Annotated in this window: 21 protein-coding genes and 1 pseudogene; 12 read left to right on the top strand and 10 right to left on the bottom strand. The window is 58.6% G+C overall.

Annotated features, from left to right (window positions below; all coding sequences use genetic code 11):
- The first annotated feature begins 165 nt into the window (after positions 1-165).
- From FHX16_RS22945 to FHX16_RS22935, 3 genes are all read left to right on the top strand, one after another.
- Complete coding sequence (locus FHX16_RS22945; RefSeq protein WP_183759060.1) at positions 166-1,641, top strand: GumC family protein; 1,476 nt, start codon at positions 166-168, stop codon at positions 1,639-1,641.
- Positions 1,634-2,998: an O-antigen ligase gene (locus tag FHX16_RS22940; RefSeq protein ID WP_259130567.1), complete on the top strand. Its 1,365-nt coding sequence runs from the start codon at positions 1,634-1,636 to the stop codon at positions 2,996-2,998. Before FHX16_RS22945 ends, FHX16_RS22940 begins: the two co-directional genes overlap by 8 nt.
- A gap of 113 nt (positions 2,999-3,111) precedes the next feature.
- The gene (locus FHX16_RS22935) at positions 3,112-4,044 is read left to right on the top strand and encodes a glycosyltransferase family 2 protein (RefSeq protein WP_259130565.1); all 933 of its coding nucleotides are present in this window, start codon (positions 3,112-3,114) and stop codon (positions 4,042-4,044) included.
- Here the strand turns inward: FHX16_RS22935 and FHX16_RS22930 are convergent.
- Together FHX16_RS22930 and FHX16_RS22925 are read right to left on the bottom strand one after the other, a co-directional pair.
- Complete coding sequence (locus FHX16_RS22930) at positions 4,041-4,910, bottom strand: DUF6492 family protein (protein WP_183759057.1); 870 nt, start codon at positions 4,908-4,910, stop codon at positions 4,041-4,043. The genes FHX16_RS22935 and FHX16_RS22930 overlap by 4 nt on opposite strands.
- Before the next feature lie 14 nt (positions 4,911-4,924).
- Complete coding sequence (locus FHX16_RS22925) at positions 4,925-5,695, bottom strand: WecB/TagA/CpsF family glycosyltransferase (protein ID WP_259130643.1); 771 nt, start codon at positions 5,693-5,695, stop codon at positions 4,925-4,927.
- A 261-nt stretch (positions 5,696-5,956) separates the two neighbouring features.
- Between FHX16_RS22925 and FHX16_RS22920 the strand changes: the two genes are divergently transcribed.
- The 3 genes from FHX16_RS22920 to FHX16_RS22910 all read left to right on the top strand — a co-directional run bounded on the left by FHX16_RS22920 (position 5,957) and on the right by FHX16_RS22910 (position 8,002).
- Positions 5,957-7,033, top strand: coding sequence for a glycosyltransferase (locus tag FHX16_RS22920; protein ID WP_183759055.1), 1,077 nt, complete (start codon positions 5,957-5,959; stop codon positions 7,031-7,033).
- 293 nt (positions 7,034-7,326) lie between these two features.
- On the top strand, positions 7,327-7,629 hold the full coding sequence (locus FHX16_RS22915; RefSeq protein WP_183759053.1) for a DUF982 domain-containing protein: 303 nt from the start codon (positions 7,327-7,329) through the stop codon (positions 7,627-7,629).
- 190 nt (positions 7,630-7,819) lie between these two features.
- On the top strand, positions 7,820-8,002 hold the full coding sequence (locus tag FHX16_RS22910) for a hypothetical protein (protein ID WP_183759050.1): 183 nt from the start codon (positions 7,820-7,822) through the stop codon (positions 8,000-8,002).
- Between the two features lie 56 nt (positions 8,003-8,058).
- Here the strand turns inward: FHX16_RS22910 and FHX16_RS22905 are convergent, their stop codons facing one another.
- On the bottom strand, positions 8,059-8,304 hold the full coding sequence (locus tag FHX16_RS22905) for a PilZ domain-containing protein (protein WP_259130561.1): 246 nt from the start codon (positions 8,302-8,304) through the stop codon (positions 8,059-8,061).
- A gap of 1,108 nt (positions 8,305-9,412) precedes the next feature.
- Between FHX16_RS22905 and FHX16_RS22900 the strand changes: the two genes are divergently transcribed.
- Positions 9,413-9,700, top strand: a complete 288-nt coding sequence (locus tag FHX16_RS22900) for a hypothetical protein (RefSeq protein ID WP_183759048.1) — start codon at positions 9,413-9,415, stop codon at positions 9,698-9,700.
- Positions 9,701-10,753: 1,053 nt separating this feature from the next.
- Here FHX16_RS22900 and FHX16_RS22895 read toward each other — a convergent pair.
- A pseudogene (locus FHX16_RS22895) lies at positions 10,754-10,883 on the bottom strand (ATP-dependent DNA ligase); the annotation flags it as partial.
- Between the two features lie 506 nt (positions 10,884-11,389).
- On the opposite strand from FHX16_RS22895, the gene FHX16_RS22890 reads away from it, so the two are divergent.
- On the top strand, positions 11,390-11,596 hold the full coding sequence (locus FHX16_RS22890) for a hypothetical protein (RefSeq protein ID WP_183759047.1): 207 nt from the start codon (positions 11,390-11,392) through the stop codon (positions 11,594-11,596).
- Between the two features lie 570 nt (positions 11,597-12,166).
- On the opposite strand, the gene FHX16_RS22885 is transcribed toward FHX16_RS22890, so the two are convergent.
- A complete protein-coding gene (locus FHX16_RS22885) occupies positions 12,167-12,694 on the bottom strand; it encodes an NUDIX hydrolase (protein WP_259130557.1) in 528 nt (175 codons plus the stop codon).
- Between the two features lie 293 nt (positions 12,695-12,987).
- On the opposite strand from FHX16_RS22885, the gene FHX16_RS22880 reads away from it, so the two are divergent.
- Together FHX16_RS22880 and FHX16_RS22875 are read left to right on the top strand one after the other, a co-directional pair.
- Entirely contained in the window at positions 12,988-13,158 is a 171-nt protein-coding gene (locus FHX16_RS22880; protein WP_183757922.1) for a hypothetical protein, read from the top strand.
- Positions 13,159-14,009: 851 nt separating this feature from the next.
- Positions 14,010-14,327 (top strand): hypothetical protein, encoded by a 318-nt coding sequence (locus FHX16_RS22875; protein ID WP_259130554.1) that lies wholly within the window; start codon positions 14,010-14,012, stop codon positions 14,325-14,327.
- A 644-nt stretch (positions 14,328-14,971) separates the two neighbouring features.
- On the opposite strand, the gene FHX16_RS22865 is transcribed toward FHX16_RS22875, so the two are convergent.
- Positions 14,972-15,217 carry a hypothetical protein gene (locus FHX16_RS22865; RefSeq protein ID WP_183864066.1) on the bottom strand — a complete coding sequence of 82 codons (246 nt, stop codon included), beginning with the start codon at positions 15,215-15,217 and terminating at the stop codon, positions 14,972-14,974.
- A gap of 49 nt (positions 15,218-15,266) precedes the next feature.
- Between FHX16_RS22865 and FHX16_RS22860 the strand changes: the two genes are divergently transcribed.
- The gene (locus FHX16_RS22860; protein ID WP_183757916.1) at positions 15,267-15,575 is read left to right on the top strand and encodes a hypothetical protein; all 309 of its coding nucleotides are present in this window, start codon (positions 15,267-15,269) and stop codon (positions 15,573-15,575) included.
- A 20-nt stretch (positions 15,576-15,595) separates the two neighbouring features.
- Complete coding sequence (locus FHX16_RS22855; protein ID WP_259130549.1) at positions 15,596-15,751, top strand: hypothetical protein; 156 nt, start codon at positions 15,596-15,598, stop codon at positions 15,749-15,751.
- A gap of 387 nt (positions 15,752-16,138) precedes the next feature.
- Here the strand turns inward: FHX16_RS22855 and FHX16_RS22850 are convergent, their stop codons facing one another.
- From FHX16_RS22850 to FHX16_RS22835, 4 genes are all read right to left on the bottom strand, one after another.
- Positions 16,139-18,121, bottom strand: coding sequence for a tyramine oxidase (locus FHX16_RS22850; protein ID WP_259130547.1), 1,983 nt, complete (start codon positions 18,119-18,121; stop codon positions 16,139-16,141).
- Between the two features lie 105 nt (positions 18,122-18,226).
- On the bottom strand, positions 18,227-19,633 hold the full coding sequence (locus tag FHX16_RS22845) for an aldehyde dehydrogenase family protein (protein WP_259130545.1): 1,407 nt from the start codon (positions 19,631-19,633) through the stop codon (positions 18,227-18,229).
- 107 nt (positions 19,634-19,740) lie between these two features.
- Positions 19,741-20,670 carry a helix-turn-helix domain-containing protein gene (locus tag FHX16_RS22840; RefSeq protein ID WP_259130542.1) on the bottom strand — a complete coding sequence of 310 codons (930 nt, stop codon included), beginning with the start codon at positions 20,668-20,670 and terminating at the stop codon, positions 19,741-19,743.
- A gap of 854 nt (positions 20,671-21,524) precedes the next feature.
- The coding region (locus tag FHX16_RS22835; RefSeq protein WP_259130540.1) for a DUF4082 domain-containing protein at positions 21,525-22,071 on the bottom strand (547 nt) is incomplete at its 5' end.

Raw genomic sequence — 22,071 nt, 5'->3', positions numbered from 1 at the left:
CGGCCGGGCGCGCCAGCCAAGCCTTGAGAGTCCGGCTTTTATCGAACGCCTGTGTCGCGCGCACGCAACAAATGAAATCGCCATTAATGGATAGTTAAGGAAAATCAGGTCTTTTGACCGTATATTTCGCGTTATTTCGCGCCGTGTCACTCAGATCTCGCCGCCATGTACGAAGCCGCTACCAGACATCAGACTCCGGTCATCAGCACGCGCGGCTGGACGACACGCCAGGAGGGGCGTGTCGGACAAGCCCGGCCAGGCCTGACCCTGGTCGAACCGGCGCCGCTGCAGGGCCGTCTGGCCGTGGTCCAGGAACTCCTTCAGTTCGATCTGACGCGTATCCTAACCTGGCTCAGGAAAGGCGTCATTCTCATCATCTCTTGTGCGCTCCTCGGGGCGGTTGCAGGGTATGCCGTCGTCTTCGTCGTCAAGCCGCGCTATACCGCCGGCATCGACCTCCTGGTCGACCCGTCGAACCTTCGCGTCGTTGCCGACGACATCTTTTCCGAGAGCATCCAGAGGGACACCCAGCTCCTGGATGTCGAGAGCAAATTGCGCGTCCTGACCTCAGGCAACGTGTTGAACCGCGTGGTTGGTGACCTGAAGCTCACCTCGGATCCGGAATTCGCGTCTCAGACATCGAAGGATCCGGGCTCCGACGCGCTTCGCACGCTCGCCAAGCGCGTCACGGCCCGCCGCGACGAACGATCCTTCATCGTTAACGTCGCCGTGTGGACGCAGGATGCTGCCAAGTCGGTCACAATCACCAACGCGATCGCGTCGGCGTTCCAGGAAGAACTTGCCAGGGCGGAGTCGGAAGGCGCTGGACGGGCAGCCAGTTCGCTGTTTGCGCGCCTCGGCGACCTGAAGGCGGAGGTTGCCAAGGCAGAGGCTGCCGTCGAGGTGTTCAAGCGGGAACAGGGCTTGCAGTCGAGCTCCGGCGAACTGGTCAGCACCCTCATGTCGAACCAGACGAACACCCAGCTCATCGATGCCAAGGCGCGTCTCATCCAGGCGCAATCACGCTACAACGAGCTCGTATCGACCAATCCGAAGAACCGCCTGAACGCATCTGCCCTGCAATCGGAAACGATGACGATGCTGCGAACCCAATATTCGACGTTGCGCCAACGGGCGACGTCGCAATCGGCGATCCTTGGACCAAAGCATCCGATGATCGTCACGCTTCAGCCGCAGCTTCGCGCGCTGGAGGGCCAGATCGATGCGGAGACCGCACGGATCGTGCAATCGGCGAAGGCAGAGCTTGATCAGGCGAAGTCGGCCCTTGACGCACTCAATTCGGAAGCCAACCAGATGAAGACATCCGTCTTCCAGGATACGGCAGCGCAAATTCATCTGCGCGAACTCGAACGCGAGGCACGCGCCAAGGCAACGGTCTACGAGGCTTTCATGGCAAGGGCCGGCGAAGCCGCCGAGCGCCAGCAGATCGACACGACCAACGTCCGGATCGTCTCCCCCGCCGTTGTGCCGACAGCGCGAAGCTTTCCGCCGCGTGGCTACGTGCTGTCAGGTGCGGGCGGCATCCTCGGCCTCGGACTTGGGATTTTCGCAGCCCTTCTCTCCGGTTTTTGGCGCGACTATCGACGGCTGATTGACAGCGAGGCCAAGACCCATGACTAAGGTCGTCGGGGCCGTGTCGAGCCGAGACGGCCGCGGCTTCACCGCCTTCCTGTTTCTCCTGATCCTCGGCTACTTCTGGATCGGCCTGAACCCCTTTCCCGACCCGAATGCCACCAGCCTCTCCACGCCCTATGGCGCGAGTTCGAACGTCTTCAACCAGTTGATCGTCGTCGCCATGTCGGGTGTGGTACTGGTTACGGTCCTGCGAAACCCGGCCCGCCAACTGTTGTTGCGCCCACATGGCCTGCTGGCCTGTCTGCTTGTCTGGATGCTGTTTACGGGCCTGTTTGCCGGTGATCCGGCCGCAGCCTACCGCCGCATTATCTTTGCGATACTGGTCTGCCTGTGCGCCAATGCCATGCTTCTCATTCCGCGCGATGGCCAGCAGTTCGCAGGACTGATGTCGATCGGCCTGGGTTTCGCGATCGCTCTTTCCTATCTCGGCGTCATCGCCCTGCCGCACCTTGCGATCCACCAGGCCACCGACGCCCTCGAGCAATCGCTTGCGGGCGACTGGCGCGGTCACTTCGGCCACAAGAACGTTGCTGCTGCCGCCATGGTCTATGCCGTTTTCTTCGGTCTCTATGCGAGAAAGGCCGGGCACATCAGGCTTGGTCTGCTGATGACCCTTTCGGCGGCGTTCTTCGTGCTCCACGCCGGCGGAAAGACCTCTGCAGCAATGCTGCCGGCAATCCTTGTTCTTGCCTGGACATTCGAACGTTGGCCGAAGGCCGGCGCCGCCATGCTGCTTGCTGGCCTCATTGGCCTGAACCTCATGCTGTTGACGGCAGCCGTATCGACGTCGTTCAGCACTTTGCTCGCCTCTGCCGGGATCGATCCGACGTTTACGGATCGTGGTTCGATCTGGCGCCTGGCGTTGTCGGCAATCGCCGCGCGGCCCATCATCGGCTATGGTTTCCAGTCGTTCTGGCAGACCGAAGCCTTGTTCAACAGCGGCCAGGCGATGACGACATGGGCCGTGACCGCGGCCAATTCTCATAACGGCTATGTCGAACAGCTGATCAATGGCGGAATACCGGCACTGGCGATGGTGTTTGTCTGGCTTGTCATCCTGCCGATCGGATACGCCACACGCGCCTTGAAGGGAAGAAACGACCGGGCATTGACCCGGCTTTTCCTGCGGATCTGGTTGTTTTCCCTGTTTCTCGCCTGCCTCGAAAGCCCGTTCTTCGGCAATAGCGGACCGATCTGGTTTACGATGCTTGTTGCCGTCTTCGGGCTGCGCCTGCAGGCAAATGCCGGTCTCGTGAGCACGGCGGCGCCCATACCGACGCTGCCGGCAATTCCCGCGGCGCCGACGGCAGAGCGGCTTCGACAGAGCCTGTTAACCTCATGATCAGGCCCTGATTGTAGATTATCCCGCAGCCGGCTAAAGCTTCGCCGTCGCGAGGTGAAACCTCCCCCGAACTGGCCGACTGGACGGTCCTTAATACGACGGGGATTTGGAACATGCAGGAAAGCAAGATGTCCGTAGAGGCCGTGGTCTGCATCCCAACATTTCGACGACCCGCCTGGCTCGCTCGGACGCTGCAATCTGTCTGTGCCCAGGAAACCGATTTTCCATTTGCCGTCGTGGTCGTTGACAATGACGCGGCGAACCCGGTGGGTGCCCGCTACGCACGCGAATTCCTCGCCAGCCAGTGCCAACCGTCCCTGGTGCTGACGGAGGAGCGGCAAGGCAACTGTCATGCCATCAACCGCGCGTTCGGCGAAGCCATGGACGCATTTCCCGGCGCCGAGTTCCTGCTGATGATCGACGACGACGAGATCGCCCTCGAAGGCTGGCTTGCGGCGATCGTCGGCACGGCAAGGCGCGAGAAGGCCGATATCGTTGGCGGACCGGTGGTGCGGCAGTTCGAGGTGCCCGTGACCGACGCCGTCAAACGGCATCTTCTTTTCGGTTCGATCGAGGGCACGACGCGCCAGATTGACCAGATCCACGGCTCCGGAAACTGCCTCATCCGCCGGCATGTATTCGAAGGTCTCCCCTCGCCGCTGTTTGACGTGCGCTTCAACTTTCTCGGCGGCGGAGACATGGAGTTTTTCACGAGGTGCCGACGGGCAGGCTACAAGAGCTGGTGGTGCGCGGAGGCGGTGATCTGGGAATTCGTTCCCGAGGAACGGGTTTCGGCCCGCTTCCTGATGACCCGATCCTTGCGAACGGGTAGCATCAACTACGTCATCGATCGGATGCATAGCGGATCAGCCGGAAGAGTGATCGCAAAGAATGCGCTCAGTCTCGGAGCAGGTGCGATGCGCTCGCTGGCGCTGCTCGTCAGGACCCGACGGCTGCTACCGGCAAGCCATCCGCTTTTGGTGTCGATCGGTCGAACGCTCGCCACTCTCGGCGTCCTTCCGACGCCCTATCGCGCCAGCAATTAGGCCGCCGTGCCAAGCGCAATTTGGCGGATCACGTCGATCGGTGTTCGCGTATGCGATTGGACGGCAATCGTCGTCTGTTCGGGCGTCATTTGCCGGATGAGCGCGGAGAGGCCCGCCTGGTCGAGCGCCGGTCCTTCCCAGTAGGTCAGACACGGGCTCTGCGAAACACGCATGTGCCGGTTGGCCAGCTCTTCGTCGTTTGCGACGGCAACACCATAGAGCAGGTACTCCGAAAAATGCCTGACGCGAGCGAGCGCCTGCCACCAGGGAAGGCCGCTCGCCGCTTCGACGCGTTTCGTCATGATATCGACGGTTCGCCGCTCCCAGAGCACCATCTGGCTGATGAAATCGTCGCCTGGCAGGGCGGGTGGCGTCAGGCCGAGCAGCCGATGGGCATTGTGCCACCAGCGGACATGCCTTGGTCGTGATGAATTGACGTCACCGGACGCCACGAAATGAGCGACTTTCGGCTGCTGCGCCAAGGCCCCAACGTCGAAGGGTTTGCAGAAACAGTTGTCGGAATCGATGCACATGACCCGATCGCTCCGCTGCGCGAGGGTCATGGCGATCTTGCGCAACTGTTGCAAATGCCAGCCATAAACCGGAAGGCGCATGTATGGGGCCCACCAGTAGTGCCGGCCACGCCATTTCGGAAGGGACCACAGAGGCGGCAACAGGCTGGACGAAACAACAACGTGGCGCTTTTCACCTTCGAACCCGGCGAACGCGTCGGCATCCTCGTCCCCCACTACGATGTAGTGGGTGTCGTAACCGGTGACATAGCGGTCGATCGAGTCACACAGCAGCCGGCATCTGTCGCGATCGCCACGATGGCTCGGCGTGATGAGCGATATCGAGGGTTTCATGATCGGATCTTCCGTCAATGGCTGCGCCTGGCAACGGCTCGCAGCATGGCATAGATGGCAACCGGATTGCTGGTGAGGTAGCGCACCGCGAGGCGCCGGGGGTCAAGGATCATGCGATAGAGCCATTCGAGGCCGAGCGCCTGCATCCAATGCGGCGCACGGCTCTTGCTCCCGGCCAGAAAGTCGAAGAGACCGCCTGCCGTCTTGATCAGTCCGACATTGTGCAGCCGCTCGATGTTGCGGACGACGAACTGCTGCTCAAGTGGAACGCCAAAGCCTATCCAAAGAATGTCGGGCGCGGCTGCGTTGATCGCTTCGATGACGGCGTCTTCCTCGGCGCGATCAAAGTAGCCATTGCGCCGTCCGGCAAACCGAAGTCCCGGATAGGCCCTCGTCAGATTTTCGACCGCCCGCGCATTCACCTCTTCGGTGGCGCCCAGAAAATAGAAACTGACATCCGTCTTGGCGGCGCGTGCCGCTACCGCATGGATGAGATCGGTGGTCGCGACGCGCTCCGGCAGCGGCTCAGTCGAGGACAGCTTTGAAAACAGCACAACCGACATCCCGTCGGCGTGGATCTGGTCGGCCTGGCGGGTCAACGAGCGAAAATCGGCATCCTGCTCGCAAAGGGCGATCACCTGACCATTGGCGGATGTCGAATAAAAAGGACGCCCGCCAATACCTCGCCGTTCCAGAGCCAGCCTGATGAACGCGTCCGCGGAGTCGTCCATCCCTGCCCGCACGATCGGAAGGGCTCCGAGCCGATTTGTCGGCCAATCCACCATCGAGTAACTGAGAGGCGCCGACGCACCGCCATGCCTAGCCATTCAAGCACCTTCGAAAACCGGCAACGGTCAAGAACAAGCCTCTCAATTAGCGCTTTTACCGAGCAACCGCAGCAAAACCTCGCGCTATAGTTAACCGCCGTTACTGGTGACGGGACTGGCGTACACACTCATGTTTTCGAAGCCAAAATCGTAAGTTGGCCTTTACGAAAAAGCGGTATCAACGTGTTTCCCCGTCGACCACCGCGCAGAAAGTCCGAAATGTCCAAGCGTCGCTATCTTGCACTTGTCTCTGACGCTGTTCAGACGTGCGGCGTCGAGGAGTTTGCCCGCCAGACAGCGTCAAGACTGGGAATTAGGGGCCGTACGCACCTTCTCGACGGCAAGATCCGCACGCTCGTCTCAGCCCTTGACGACGCCGATGCGGCGATCCTCAATTTCCCTGTGGTGGCCTGGAAACGGAAACTTGCGGAACCTGTTTCCGTCGCGTTGACAACCCGCCTTCGGCGGAAGGATCTCGTCGTCGTGCTGCACGAGTGGGATGCGCTGGACTGGAAGCGCAGGCTTGTCCTTGTCCCTGTCGTGCTCCTTGCAACCCATATCCTGTTTTCGGCGCCCGAAGTGGCCGATGAATTTTCGATAAGTCCCCTGTCGGCCCTTGCAACCCGCAAGCGGGATGTCGTCCCCATTCCGCCGAACCTCGCCCTGCCGTTATCGCTCAGATCAGGTTCGGTTGCCCAGGCCCTCAAGGAACAGCGCAAAGCCGGTCGCCTTATCCTCGGACAATTCGGTTCAATCTACCCGAGGAAACAGTCGACCGCAGTCCTTGAGGTTGCCGCGCACCTTTTGGCGCATGGCCATGACGTCGGCGTCGTCTTCGTTGGCTCATTCATCCGCGGCCTCGACAATGTGGAGCGCGATTTCTATGCTCTTGCCGACAGGCTAGGCATTGCCGACCGTGTGACGGTAACAGGCTATGTTGCGGATGCCGAAGATATTTACGGGATCCTCAACCATGTTGACGTGTTTTGCTACCTGTTCTCGGAAGGGTTGACGGCTCGCCGGGCAAGCGTGCTGGCCGCAAGCTTCGCGGGAAAGCCGATCGTCGTCAATGCGCCGCGACAACGCAATGCGCTTGCTCACCACAGTCTGTTTCGCAAGCTGATTGAGCGCGGAGCGGTGCGGCTGGTGGCAACGGATGCAGGCGTGGGCACGATGGCAGAGGCGGTGTCGAAGGCGCCTCGCGGCGGTGTTGCGCCACTTGATGCGACAGCCGAGATTGGCGCCCTGTGGGAATCGGTCATCGACGCGCTCGATGCGCATGCCGCCGCTCACTGATCATTGCTTTCCTATGTCTTGCTCAATTCGAGACCAGTTATCGACGCCCTCGGAACAAAATCGAAATCTTTGTGTTTGAGCGGCAGAGAAGGAAATGAACGACCTTCTCCGCTTTCCTGTACGACAGCCCCGCTTGGGTCTGCCCAGGCGGGGCACGTTTTGTCTAATGGTGGGGTCTTTGTCGCGGTTGTCGCCGGTGGCGACCGTTAACTTTTCGCGTGCCGCCTCTTGAGCTGCAGGGCACCTAATATTAGATTCTCGTTACGTTGTCGTTGAGAGAAAAGGAGGAAAAAATGACGACGTCAGATGTCCTCTGGAATGTCCCTGTTAACGTTCGACTACAGAATGGCACCGAGGTGTCTTTTCAGAGTGTCCACGACACCTTGGACTTCCTCGAGAATGAATGGCCCTCCCCACGCGGAGCCTATCACGATGCAGCTGTCATTAGCTGTCGAAAGGCCCTGAACCACCAGACGCCACCCGCGGTCTGCAAGGAACTCTTTCTTGCGGCATGTCTAGAGGCTGGCCTTGCGGCTCGAAACAACATGCGACCGGATGGCAAGCGCTTTTCACCGTCAGTCATCGAGGCTTATTGACCGATCCGCTGAAATCGCGGATTGCCCTTTCGCTGCTGTAGGGCTGTAGGGTTGAGAGATCCTTGGCCAAGGGCTGCGTTAAATCAGTCCTTGGCCATACGATGAGGCACTGTCATTCATGGATAGAGACCCAAGCCCGAATGGTAGCTAGGGGAAGATCACCTTCTATATCGTTGTAGAAGGCCAGGTAATGATGGACATCATCTTCCAGTGCAAGACGGAGCTCCTCGTACTTGGTCACCGCCTCTTCATCTCCGGCCTTGGACGTCAGGTCGTGCAGCATGGTTACTTCACTGTAGATTTCGCACAATTCTCGAACCTGACCTTGTTGGCCCTCCCAGACGCGAAGGCTTGGGCACCGAAGTTTGAGTGATGTCCATCCGTGCCGATAGAGATCGATGGAAACCCTTGCTTTGGCGCTACCTTCAATCATAGGACTTGAAAACTCACCCCGAGGGACTCCAACCGACGCCATTTCGAACGGCAGTGAAAAGATCGGCTATCTGATAACTTCAAATCGAACTGCGCAGGCACAGCAAATGCTCCATTAACGCTCACGCGTGCCCCATCCTCAGATAAATCCTTGACAACGCAATCCAGCACGCAGGCGCCGCCATTAAGCAGGATCTTGGCGCCAATAAACGTCCGTTTTCGATGATCTCTTCTGCCGTCCATGAGGAGCAAAATGGAAGCGAAAGGTAAATGCCTTGTATATTACTAGCCTTTGCGTACGGTAGCAGACAGATGCCGGCATGGCATAAACAACCACTACCTTCCCGTCGCATCGACGGCCTATTATCCTTGCGTCACCAAACTCCAATGGTGACTGGGCCCTGTTCACAGAGCCTCAGGGGCAGGTATTGATTCCACCTGGTTCGCACGTCACTAGGCTTCAGGACCTGCCCCATTCCCTGAACGGGTACCACGGTTCCAGTTCCCGCCCTTTAGCCTACACTTGGGAATGAGAAGGATGTGGCCATAGACGCTGCCTCCTGCGGTCGAGCCTCACGTTCGAAGGCTTGTGGTTGATTGTGATGTCTTCTCCGGGTGGCCCGCGAAAGATGAAGCTTACCCGCTCGAAGGCATGACGCTGGACGACGCACCTGAGATGGCGGATTTGATTCATGCTGAAGACTTGTTCCACCGACACAAGTTGACGCAGCCGCGTCCTCTTTAGGATTTCCACGCTGTATCAGACGATCGGTTTGGGAGTGGGGGGAAGAGTTCCGGATCGTCGGGGGCTGGAGACACCGAAGAAATGATCCGCCGTCTAAACTCGAAGCCAGCTATCAGAACAAGACAAGTGAGCAGCATAGCGATTAGCGGGAAGAGGCAAAGAAAAATGCAAAAGGCGGTCAGCCTAGCTGAAATAGCGCCCCTTAGAGCCGCAAGTCTTGTCATGAAAAGAAACCGGAAGAGACTAGCGTGAACAGATAGATTACACCGCACATCAGAAGAAGCAGACGAGGTCTCAGCATGCCATCTCCCGAGTTGCTTCGGCAGATTGCTACAGGGGGATTGTGCACAGTGCAAGTAGGGGCGTTGTGCTGAAATAATACCCTACGCATTTCGTCTATCTAACCAGGCTCCGTCCGGGGGTAAGCTCCGCAACGCTTGCACACAAGCGCACGGCATGAGGAGGAAGGCTCGACCCCTTGCCCCCCGAGCCTTCCTTCCACCTGATCATCCTGTGCCACACCTGATTACTCGTCAGGAAAGCTGAACGTGCAAAGTCTGTGGATTGTGTTAGGAACGCGTCTTCAACGATACAGGCGTCCTAAACATGATTGAGCTTTCCCCATCGCTAATTGCAGCATTGAAACTGGCCAAAGACGGAGATCTATATCCGCAGCCGTCGAATAAATGGACGCACCAGAACGCTACGGTGACCTACGCGAAGTCCGACCGCTGGAAGGAACGGCCCCAGAAAGTGAAGTCCGTGACAGCCAAAGCTTTGGATGAGCTAAATGGACTTGGCTTTCTGGAGCGGCGGCATCTCGACGATGACAGGTCGAAAGACGTCTACGGCATTACGATGGCCGGGAAGGTTTGGCTACTTAAGAACAAGTAGACGCGGAGCATTTTCACAATCGGCGATTGCGAGCGAGAGACACTTCCAGGGCCTTAGCGCATTGCGAATGCGCGGCGTTTCCCAGGTCCGGCTTAGCTCGATCCTCGAGCCGGCCTCCAGCCTATCCAAATGAGGAAAACCAGCACTTGTTTGGTGGAAAGTACTATTAGGACCGGTCGCAATGCCGCGTGAAAACCAGCGGCTTCGGTCGCTACATAACGTTCAGCGCCGGAGCCGTTCCCAACGACCGACGTAGGTCGGCTCCCTAGAGCGATCCTGTCGCGCGAGGCGAGCCGGCCGCTCAGCCAATAATCGCCATCACCTGGCGCCGAACCTCTTCTCGGCGCCGGTGGTGCGCGTAGCGGGTCGAGCTGGCAACACCGGCTCCTCGCTGCGTTCGCCTTGCATGTCCGATGACAGACACCTTCCGCTTGGACCTAGGTCCGTTAAATCGTTCGACTTTCGAAAGGCGGCGACGGACCATCCAAGGTGTAGCCTTCCAAACGTCCTCGTAACCCGAGGACATAGTGCAGGCCGGATACCGCGGATGGACCCCTCTCAGCGGTATCCGGGACCTGCTCGTTGTCGGCCCTTGAGAGAATGAGCGAGCACCAGCGAGGAACACGAATGAACTGCTTCGACATTCCGGGCATCATCTTGGCCCTGCTCCTTGTCCTCACCGCGATAGCTTTCGTTGGGAGAGGCTTTTGGTTGACCTCGCCCTGGATGTTCGGAGGATAAGGCTTCATTGCCGCGAAACATGCGACCTTTTACGGATATCATTTCTGACCCGCAGACGTCATCGTGGCTGGGCGTCGAGAACGGGTTTTGTTAACCGCGACGCAGGGTCGAGAGATCCTTGGCCAAGGGTTGCGTTCCTTCGCCCGAATTATCGTGAGCCGCATGAGCCCAACCTTCAATCACGCTGGAACATTCGGACCACGCTGAAGTTAGACGGATAGAGAAGAAGCGTCGGACACGCTCCCTCAAACGGCTGCATCTGCAGAAACCAGTGTCTGGGCTTCTTCTCGTAGCAAACACCGTCTTCCGCGATCATGAGATTTCACAGACTGCAGCGTTGTGCTGCACCTCCCGCAGGTCCTTGTAAGAGGCATGGCGCAGTTTTCCATCGTGCGTCAATGCGCGGTATTCGATCGGCCATCAGCGTCGGCTGCACCCACACGAAGAGGTGAACCGGGAGACGCTCACGCATTGCCGTCTGGAGGAGGCCGACGATATGGTTGACCTTCTCAACGCCAATACATCACAAGCCGCAAGGGATTGACGCGTTGAGGCGGCTGCTGAGCTCGGCGCTTCAGTGGGCCAGCCTCTTCCAGAACCACGACTTTACATCCGCCATTGTTGAATCGGATATCGCGGAGTTCCGTGCTAATATTTGTCGAGCGCTGGCCCTGCCCTCCAGACGCCAGCGTCGGGCCGGTTCGCAATCAGCCGTCGTTGCTAGTGAACCGGCCGCTTCTGTCCGAGCGCACCACACACGAGCCATTGTCACGCCCCGGCATATCAAAGGAAGCCAGGAACAAAGAAACGTTCCAATCGTTACACGGCGGGATCATTTTGATATGGAGGCAGCATTCTTTGAGTAGAAGCTCTGATATCCAGTTGGCGCTCCTGTCCCTACTACCAAAATGGCATCAAACCGTTCCTCTTTATAGGATAGGAGACCGAATGAAAGGTCTTGGCTTTTCCGAAGCTGAAATCATGGGCGGGTTGATCAAGCTGGCGCACAACAAGGTTATCCAGCTTCTTCCTGGCAGCCGATTGGTGGTTCTAAAACCTGCTTCCGTCCATTCGAAAGGATATGGAAGGCAGCCTGACAGACAACGCCCTGAGACCTTCCTGGCAGCAACATCGCGTGCTACAGATCCATTGTGATGATCATAAAAGATTGAACAGTCCGACGATGCAGCTCGCAAGTTCAGCCACCTTTACGCAGGCTGGGCCTCCCTAAAAATGAAATGTCCTCGGCTTCGAGCGTTCGAAGGAAAACAACACTGGGTTCAAGACCTGTGTGAAGTGTACAGCGAGGCCGTACCTTTCGCGATAAGACGAGGCTGGCCGGTTCGCCGAATACGATGAGACCTGCAAGGCACTGGAAGAAGACATTCGGCTACTTGGTCTTCTACGATTCATTGCAAACTGCCGCCTTGGGAGCTGGCTGCTAGCTGGTGGCCACTGCGACCTTTCCCCTTGCACCGCTCGCCCTTGGTGCAGCCCGACGCCTTGCGCCTCGCGCTTGTCGAGGCTGACCGCTCAACTAAGCGCTAACTTACGGGGCGGGCGTCACCGTCGAATATAAGGCAACCTTATGAGTTACTTGAACGGAAGAAATGGGTTGATTAATCTCCGTTGCGTCCCCGACCTGGGCGCGATCTTCTGCTTACCTCCACGCCCCGCAATCCAGCGGGGCTCTTTTTCGTGGGCCGCCCGCGGACATCTCAGCAGTTATTTTCCCTTCCCTCTACCGTTGGGCCTGAAATCGATCAATATGGATTTTAGCTCGACCTCTCGCACGCGACGTGCGGCCTCGTTCGGGCTGACCCAAGCCAAGGCGCGCTGTCCGCGTTCCTTGAAGTCTGCAGCCTCCGTTTTGATTTCGATTTGGAATATATCAACGATGCAGGGCACGACGTCCCCATCGCTCAAAAGCTTCAGATAGGTGTATCTGCCGACGGGCTTCTTCCCGACCTTGCCTCGAACTCCCGCCTCTTCCCAAGCTTCGATAGCAGCAGATGCATGGGGCGCCTTGCCTTCCATAGGCCATCCCTTCGGGATGATCCATCGGCCGCTATCGCGCGATGTTACAACCAGTATTTCTATCGAAGCCCCGTCGTTCTCATAGCGGAAGCACAAGGCAGCGTACTGCTGACGAAACTTGCCGGCGAAGAGCTTGTCTGGCTGAGCCGCAAGCTGCTTCAAAAGGGACTTTGGTTGACCCACACGGGCCTCTGCCGATTTCTTCTTGGGCGCCATGGGTTGTTTGAGGTATGGCAAGCTTTCGACAAGATCAAGGAACCTGCCGTTTTCCGACTGGATCTCTTGCGAATAAACGGTGTGGAAGAAACAGGTATGTCCTTTCTTGCCGCTGCAGCGCTGTTACGGTGGGTGCGCTCATGCGTCTTCTCCTTTGTTGGTCCGGAAGCCGCCGGACACGGATCTCATGTTGATTTTTCCGCCCTCGAAGTAGGAGCTTAGAGGCTCCATCAGGGTCAGCTCGTGCCTAAAGCCCACCCATGCTACCTTTGTTGAAAACGGAGGAGACCAGCTTGGAAGACGCTGAAATCGAACGACGTGCGAAGCAGCTGTGGACAAAGGAAAACCCGGGAAGGCCCTGGCAACCTGTAGCCCAGCGTATTGAGCTGGGGCAGGATCTATCCATTAGCGCAACGGAAGAGGACCGAAAGCGCTACATTCAACGGGTTCGTGACGGCGACTAGCTAAGCCGCAAGCCGCAGGCCTATTCACTTCGACCTGGTTGCAGTATAGCTTCGACGTTCCCGTCTAAAGGGAGCGGAGATGGCAAAACGTTTTGTATATACGATCTTTGTTTTGGTGCTTGCCGGGTATTGTTTGTGGTGGGTCTACAACCATTGGTGAGAGCCGTATAAGCCGTGTGCTTGCCGAGGAGGCATTGACGGCAATTCAGGCCCGCCATGTTCAGACGTCATTCGGGATAAGTTCTCTCTGCGGCGATGATGGCGTCGGCCGGTCCGACTGCGAGGCGTTAGGTGACGGCGCGACGGGTCAGCTCGGCCAACCGTGCAACGATGCCAAACCGAATGTCATCGCCGCCAGGGCGAGATGGATTGCCCATGCAGCAGCGTTGCGGACAAGATGACGTAGACGAGCCAGACGGCTTTGCAGGCGATGTGCAGCGCTTGGCCCACGGCGGAAGTCGTTCTTCCGCGCACCTTCGCCTCGTCGATAGACGGATGAGCCAGCCATTCTGCTAACCCGCGCTAACTATTACCTGTGACCACAGCCACACCGGCACCTTGTATCCCGGATTGAGCGATCAAGTGATAAATCGGCATCGGGCCGGATTGTTTCGCGTTAGACAGGAAGCGGCCCTTGAAGCGGGTAGGCGCACAGAAAGTGAGCGGCCAGCAACACCAGCGCATCAGGATATTTTCGATCATTGCCGCCCCATGCTGTGGAGAAGTCGAACAACGAGCAAATCAGCCCCTCGGCCCTGTGAAAGGCGGCCAGTCCACGTTTATCGCTTTACTGAATCACCTGAATCCAGCTTCATTTGACCCAAGGTTGTTACCAGCGAAAGGGCACACAAATGGCTGATGAAACCGCTACACCGGACGAAGTCGTAATCAGCAGCGGGCGCAAAATCGCTATGGGCGATCAATGGTGGGAGATCCGTGACAATGGAGAAACCATCAAGTTCACGGACTACCTAACCGAAGCTCGCATAATCAATGGGACCGTCTACCTCTCATTCGGCTCCTGCTTCATGGACGCGAACAATCAGGGCGTGGTCGACATCGCCTCTCGCCTTCGCATGGACTTGGGGACCGCGCAGATGCTGCACAATCTACTGGGTCAGATGATTAGCTCCGCCTTGACTCCTCCGGATATCTCGAAGGCGAACTAGCTGCCAATTGCCAAAGGGTGAATTTATTCGAGGCGCTTGTCTGGACGACCGGCTCCGAATGCTGGAGAATATACAAGGATCGGCCAGAGACGCTGACCTCACTATCAAGCTCGTGATCCCGCCGGTGCTTGTGATGCCTGATCAAGGCTCTTACGTAATGCAAAAGAGGAGTGTCGGGTCAGCGGCCACTCCTCCTGATATCATACCGGCCTACCCTCCCGGCCGCCCGACGGGCCTAGGCGGCACGCACCCTACAGTTCGGGGCGCGTCGGCTTCTCCTCATATTTGCGCCTTGGCAAGGTCCGACCGATTCCTCTTGCTATTCAGCGGCCAATAACAGCTAAGTTTCTACGCGCCTCGACCAGGAGAACGTTGTGTCAAACATAAGGCCGCGACGCGGCAAATCCGATCCCGGGTTTTCGGACCGCAAACCCTACCACGTCGCCACGTTTGCCAAAAAGCATGGGATTACGACGTCCGATGCTACTCGCATCATTAAAACTCACGGATCTGATCGTGATGCATGTGACAATGCGGCCAACCGCCTGAAATGAGATGGCCGGCGCCGGGAGGCTGATAAGCTCACACTCCATCGGAAGGGGATGACTAAAAGATCCCCCGCGATCTCGCCTCAGACGAATCTTTTAAACCGGGCCAGCGGCTATCTCGCCGCTTTCACCAGGGCGATCCGCTAGTATCAAAATTAGAGCATCGCGCTCCGGCCCAAACGGGCGCTTTTGCAAAAACTCACTCACCAGAGTTGTTGTTTCGTGACCGCCGGACGACGGGTTCCCACGGTGGACAACAAACTCTGTGTCCGTCAGCTTATCGACGCCCAAAAACCAGCGATCACCATTCGTGCTCGAGGCAAATTCTCTCAGGTTTTCCAATCTCGTTCTCCTTCTGAAGATAGAAGTAGAGCGCGGAACTGGAATTGCGATGAACGCTCTTCGCCAGGACCGTATTGTTTCAAAGGAAAGCGGTGTGATCGCAGGAACCGAAATTCGCCCGAAGGCGCCTCAAAATTCATGTCGCGTTCTGTTTTTCCAGTCTCTGGCGTCGCCGCTCGTTCTGCGTTTTGGCCCAAGAAAGGTCCCGCGCCTCGATGTCAGCGGCTGCGATGAAGGCTCCTCGAGCCATCCAAGCGAAGTGTCGCGGTTCCTTTATGGCGACCTGAATATGCTCGATTTGCGGCTCAAGTTGCAAGGTAGCGAAAACGCCATTCGTCAAATGATTGATGCGTTTTGAGCGAAATATTCGCAAACTTGATGCATTGCACGGTCGCAGCACTCTTCTCCGTAGTTCCGGTGGATGGCGAGCGGCAGGATCAGATTGCCGGAGCGCAGCATCGTCCCGACCACTACGGGCATCTCGTCGATGTCGTGTGGGTATTCCTCTATCCGGCATTTTACCTCGCGAGATGACGAAATATGGATTGTCCGTCCGTTTTTGTTTGTCTGGTTTGCACTTATGCTTCCGCTTGCTGCAACCCTTGTTGGCGAGTTTCGTGCTGACCGGCCCCTTCGGCCTTGCAACCAGCCCGACGATCGCATTCGCCAAGACGGCGCTGATCTACTGGTTTTTGATGCACCTGAACAAGGAGCGCGGTCTGTCGCGCTTGACGCGCTTGCCGCGATCGGCTGGCTCGTCATCCTGTTTCTCTTTGTTCTGCTGGATCATGTCTCACGCTGAGCCTGCCCTTTCCTCACAGCCCGTGCGCCGAAAGGGAGAGCCCCGCAACCCGTCCGGTCCCTGTCCTGAAGAACGGACATCAAGAAAAAAGGGCGCCCATGGGGCGCCCTCTCGCCGCATCATTCGGCGTTACGGATCGTCAGGGCCGGGTTGTGGGCGAAGAAGTTATGCGGCTCGATGTGGATGGTCTTCCACTCCGTTGACATCACAGGCCAGTCCTCCATGCGGGGGATGTGATGGAAGCCGGCGGTAAACCAGGTCACGATGTCCTTGCCCATCAGCGGCTTGTTGGCCTTGACCCATTCCGGCAACGTGTCGGAGCCGTCGCTCTGCATGGCGAACTTTCCGCCCGCATATTGCTGGTCCGCATTGTAGACCGTGTTCCACACCGAGTACTCGATATAGGCGTTGCGCTTCATCGGCGGGTCCTTGGCGAAGTCGAAGGGACCATAGGCCACGTCGCCATGGTGGATCATCCAGCCCGGTTCCTGGCCGAGGTAACCTTCACGGGACGGATCCGAGATCATGAAGTAACGCGGTTTTGCGGCGGACAGCTGGTAGCGGGCTTCCAGCTCTGTCTTCGGCATCGTGTGCTGCACTTCCCACATCGACCGGCGCGGGTTCGTCTTGTCAACCTTCGACGGAACGATGTCCATCGTGCCGAAATGGTTCTCCGGCTGGTCGACGTCGAAATCGATGCGGAAGTTGAAGTAGTGGTCGTGGTTGGCTGCCACCAGGTTCGGTGCAATCAGCGTGCCGTGTGCAGTATCGGCGGCAGCCGTCGGATCGTTCATCGAGGCCGATGCGACCCCCTTGACCGCGTCGAGGCCGGTTGCGCCGATCATGATGCGGATCTGGCCATCCTGTTGCAGGCGGTAGTCCATCAGATAGTCGTAATTGCCGACTTCGGACGCCGTGCGAACCACAAGTTCGGTGGCCGGACGGCCTTCGGCCGGAAGCGGTTTTTCCGGCGTCTGGGCAAAGACTTCGAAGTGACGCCAGGCCGGGTCGCCGATCGAGCGCTCGAAGACACAGATTGCGTTCGGAATGGTCAGCGGATTGCCCTTATCATCGGCAATCGTTGCCGGCAGGAAGGTTGCATAGTCGGGGCAGTCAACGCCGGCACGCAACGGGCTCAGGAAAAGGCCGAACCCGTATTCCCCGCTGTCCATGTAGGTGCGCCAGTACCAGCCCTCGGTCGGGTCCATGTAGGGTACGAAGACTTCAGACAGGTGGGATTGATAGATGACCGAGCGCCACTTGTCGCCGTCCTTGACGTCGAGGTTGGAGAGCACCAGGCCCGGCCGCTTGTCGACTCGGAAGTTGAAGCGCCACAGGTCCCATTCGAGATGACTGCCCGATATCTTGTAGTTGGGGCCGCCCTGCTGGGAGAGCTTGGCCATGTTCATCTTCGGCCGCAGCGGCTCACGCGCTTCGACTTCCTTCTCGGTGTAGCCCCAATTATCCTTCGGGCCTTCGATCACACCGATGTCGATGACCTTCTCCACCTTCTTCTTGCCGATATCGTAGACGGCAAACAGGCCCTCGATCGGCTTGGCGTAGTAGTTTGATCCGTCAGGAACCTTGTAGCAGGGCACTTTCATCAGGCGGGAATTCTTGTAGTCCTCTGTGAAGAAGTTGCCCGCCGTCAGCGGCAGGCAGAAAGCCTGTTCAGGCGTCAGGCCCCGCTTCTTCAGGCCCATGACCATGTCCGGGTCCTTCAGCGCGCCCTGCAGCGCGTCCATGAACTCCGTGAACAGGACCATCGGCTGGCCCTTGACCGGCGTCGTACTCTCGACCCTGCCGGTCGTGATGTTGACGACGGCTTCCTTGAAGCCCTCCGGGCTCGTGAGATGCACCCGCGCCTCACGGTCGAGCGGCTTGTCGCCGTCCTTCCAGGAGATCACATCGGCCTTGGCCGGTTCCTTGAGTTCGATCAACGGATAGAGCGTATTCTCGTCAACCACCTTCGCATCGCGCAGGATCCCGTTGATCTTCTGGTATTCTTCCGCCGTCAAGCCATCCAGCGGATGGGCAATCGCAGCGGATGCTGAAAGGGCCAGCATCAGGCCGGCGGCGGCAATATAGGGCGTGCGATTCATCTCTCTCTCTCCCTCTTGATCTGTTGGTTGGGCGGCAACCTGCCCGCCCTCATTGTTCCTGCTCGTACTGCAACGGTCGTCGCCGTTCGGACGGCGCGCTGGGCCTCAGCTGAAGACCACCTGGATGTCCGTGTATTCCAGTAGGCCTTCCTCGGCGAACTCGACGCCGAGCCCGGACGACTTGACGCCACCGAACGGGACATTGGGCTGGATGGCGCCGTGCTTGTTGATCCAGACGGAACCGCAGGCCATGCGGCTCGCCACGGCCTTTGCAGCCGCGATATCAGATGACCAGACGGAACCACCAAGACCGTTCGGGCTGTCATTTGCGAGTGCGATCGCTTCTTCGACGTCGTGGTAGCGGATGACCGGCAGGGCCGGACCGAACTGCTCCTCGTCGACAAGCGGATCGCCGTTCTTAAGGCCGGATATGATGGTTGGCGGATAGAACAGGCCCTCGCCCGGCGCACCGCCAAGCAGGACCTTGCCACGCGTCGTGGCGTCCGCGACGAGACGTGACACCTTGTCGAACTGCATGCTGTTCTGCACCGGGCCAAGCACGCTCGTCTCCTCCATCCCATTGCCGACGGGAATGGCGCGGGCATAGTCTACCAGAGCTTCGCACACCGCGTCATGGATGCTGTCATGGACATAGAGCCGCTTCAGGGCGGCGCAGGTCTGGCCGTTGTTGATGAAGGCACCCCAGAACAGGCCCTCGACGATCGCCTTGGGATCGGCGTCGGGCAGTACGATGCCGGCATCATTGCCGCCGAGTTCGAGGGTCAGGCGCTTCATGTTGCCGGCGGCCGACTGCATGACCTTCTGTCCGGTCGCGCTGGAGCCGGTAAAGACGATCTTGTTGATCCCTGGATGGGCCGCCATCGCCGCGCCGAGATTGAAGCCCTTGTCGTCGCTTGTCACGACGTTGAGGACACCAGGTGGGAGAACCTCATTGATGATTTCCACCAGCCGCAGCGTCGACAGCGGCGTCAGCGGCGATGGCTTGATGACCACGGTATTGCCGGTGCGGAGCGCCGGCATGATATGCCAGATCGCGATCATGACCGGGAAATTCCATGGCGTGATGGAACCGACGACGCCGATCGGCTTGCGATGCAATTCGACGCGACCCTCGCTGTTGTCCTGTAGGACCTTAACTGGAACCGACAGTGCGGTCGTATATCCCGCCCAGGCGACAGCGCCCCCCATTTCCCATCGCGATCCGAGGCCGTTCAAGGGCTTGCCCTGCTCGCGCGTGATAATGTCGGCCAGTTCACCGGCATGTTCCTCGATACGGGAGGTGACGGCCGCGCACATGCGCTGCAGGTCCTCGTCACTTCTCGCCGACCATGCAAGAAACGCAGCGCGCGCAGCCTCGACGGCCTGGTCGAGTTCTGCGCCACCCATGTTCGGTGCGCGTCCAGCCACCTCGCCCGTTGCCGGATTGAGAACTGCGAAACCTGCCTCGCCAGTCACCGACGCCCCGTCGATGATTGCAGAATAGAACGTCATGATCAGCCTCCTCGCTGAGATCCGGTCCATCCCGGATTTGGAAGAAGCCTAGGCCAGAACCGTGCACCAGACTTGGACGAGAGCGTCCCGTCTGTTGGACAAAAGCGTCAATGACAGCGCACCACGGCGCCGGGAGTCGTGCAGTACTTCTTGCGGAACTCCCGGTAGAAATAGGAGAGATCGTTGAAGCCGGAACCGTAGGCGATGGCGGCGATGCCGTCGCTCGCCTGGTCGGCAGCACGTTCTGCCAGCCGGGCATGAGCCACCTCGAGGCGACGCTTGAGAAGGCGCTGCCCGGGCGTTTCCCCGAGCGGCCGGAAGTGGCGCTGCAGCATTCGCTCGGAGACGTTCAGGCGGCTCGCCAGTTCGCGCGGGCCGAAGGCCGGTTCGAGACCGTAGCGGTCAATCAGTGCCAATGCGCGCGACAGCAATGTCTCGGGCGCGCGATTGGGCATCATGCCCCGGTTCGATTGCAGATAGGCACCCATCAGGCAAAGGAAGGCCTCGCCAAGCTGCTGCTGGGCGCCCGAGGCGTCGAGCATCTTGGTCACCACGGCGCGGATGGCAAGCCACAGCGGATCGGAGCGGCTGATCGACACGCCGCCTGTGCAGGTATCGCCGAAGCGATGCACCATTTCGTCGCGCGGCAAATGGATAGAGACCTGGCTGGAACGGGCGCCGCCATACAGAAATCGCGACGGCTTGACGGAATCCACCAGAAACATGTCACCGGCAGCGAGCTCGGCCGCGCGACCGTTCTGCTCGACGCGGCATTGGCCGCTGTCCTGGATCAGAAGAAAGAGATGCTCACCGGGATCCTGCCGGATCGCTTTGGCGCCGCGCTCCACATGACTGCTGGCATCGAGCCCGACAATGGCGGTATCGAACAGACCGATCCGCCGGGTCGCAACGTCGCCGGCAATCACGCCGGTCCCTCGCATCGGCTCAAGATCGAAAACACCGCAGACCTTTCGGATCTCAGCCTGCAAAATTTCCACTGGCACTGGCATATGGATTGGCGTGACAAGTGACTGCATCGTCCCTCCCGTGGCTTTGCAGATTGGCTTTTGCTTCAGTTATCGATAGTCACGATGCCGTGACCTGTGGAACGTATCGTCTCTGTGGCAAGAAAAGGCCGCATGGGCACAATCGTTCTACTGCGCTGCCGTCGCATACCCTCAGCGTGCGCATGGCATCGTGCGTGAACGTTTCGGACATTCTCTAATCCTCCCGACGCGATCGCGCTCCATTCACCGACCGTTCGGTCACTTATTAGCATGAGATGCGTCACACATCAACATCATTGCTGGGAGCATGTGTGACATTGCATTTGCATGGGCCAGGTCATCAATCCGTCAACTGCGTCATTGATGACAAGCGAAACAGTGAAGGCTTCGCGCATCCCCTTTCCCGCGCTGTATCTGCGCCTGCCGCCTCCGAGTGCATAGTCAAACCTTACGGTCTTGCAGGTAAAGCGGCTGGCACCTGGTTCTGATCAACAATCCATTCAGCGGCGGTTGGGTAGATGTACCCTATTAGGCGCAGGATTGAGGCATAAGCTGCCTCGGCATTGCGGTTAGGATCAACTCATGATGAGCCAGACGGTTGCGTAAGCGGCGAAGATTGTCTAGTGGCTGGAAGATCTGCGCGCCCGTGGGGCCAGCCGACGGTACAGGCTCTCCGTGCTGCAAGCCCTGAGTGGCATTACCCAAGAACGGCCTAGGCGTATCTCATTCGAGCGATCTCTGTTGTCGGCCGAGAGAAGTCTGTCCAGACTGCCTAGAAGAGCGAGGGTATCGAATTCATTCCAATGGCGGCGGAGATTTTCGACACTCCCGAGGATTGCCGCCACAGGACCACGCTCAATGTTCGCGGCATCAATGGCATGCTCTTACGCAGCGAGCTGCGGTCGGAAGACCACATCGGCATAGTAGTTCGCTGAATCAAAAGTGCTCGTCGGGAAGAGACCCGAGGTGGCAGAGCCGCCATAGGAATATACGCCGTTGCCGCCGGCGGCCGCGTTCGACAGCGCCGACAGCGGGCCGTTGGTGACGCCGTTCGCAAAGAAGCCATCGGTCGCCACATAGGCACCAGTCGTGTGGTACGACGCGATGTAGGTGGTGTTGGCGGTAATGTTGACAGGGGTCGCAAAGTTCACCGTCTGCCAACCACTCCCCGTGGTGCCGGTATATGTGGCAGTGCCGAGGTTGACGCCTCCAGTCGTCCACAGGTCGACGACGTTCTGGCCATTGTCGTTCGCGCTACGGTAGAACTTGATACCGGTAATATCACCAGCAACGTTCGACTGGAATTTGACACCAAGCTCGAGTTGCTGGCCATCGTTGAGATTTACCTGGGCCGGCGTGCTGGTAGCGCTGAACAGGCTGTAGGTCGACGGCACTGTCGTGGTGATATTGAAGGTCTCGCTGGTGGCAAGG

This window comes from Rhizobium sp. BK661 (assembly GCF_024808825.1).
Classification (GTDB): Bacteria; Pseudomonadota; Alphaproteobacteria; order Rhizobiales; family Rhizobiaceae; genus Rhizobium.
Note: the sequence above shows the minus strand (reverse complement) of the source record. Positions and strands in the feature narration are given on the sequence as shown.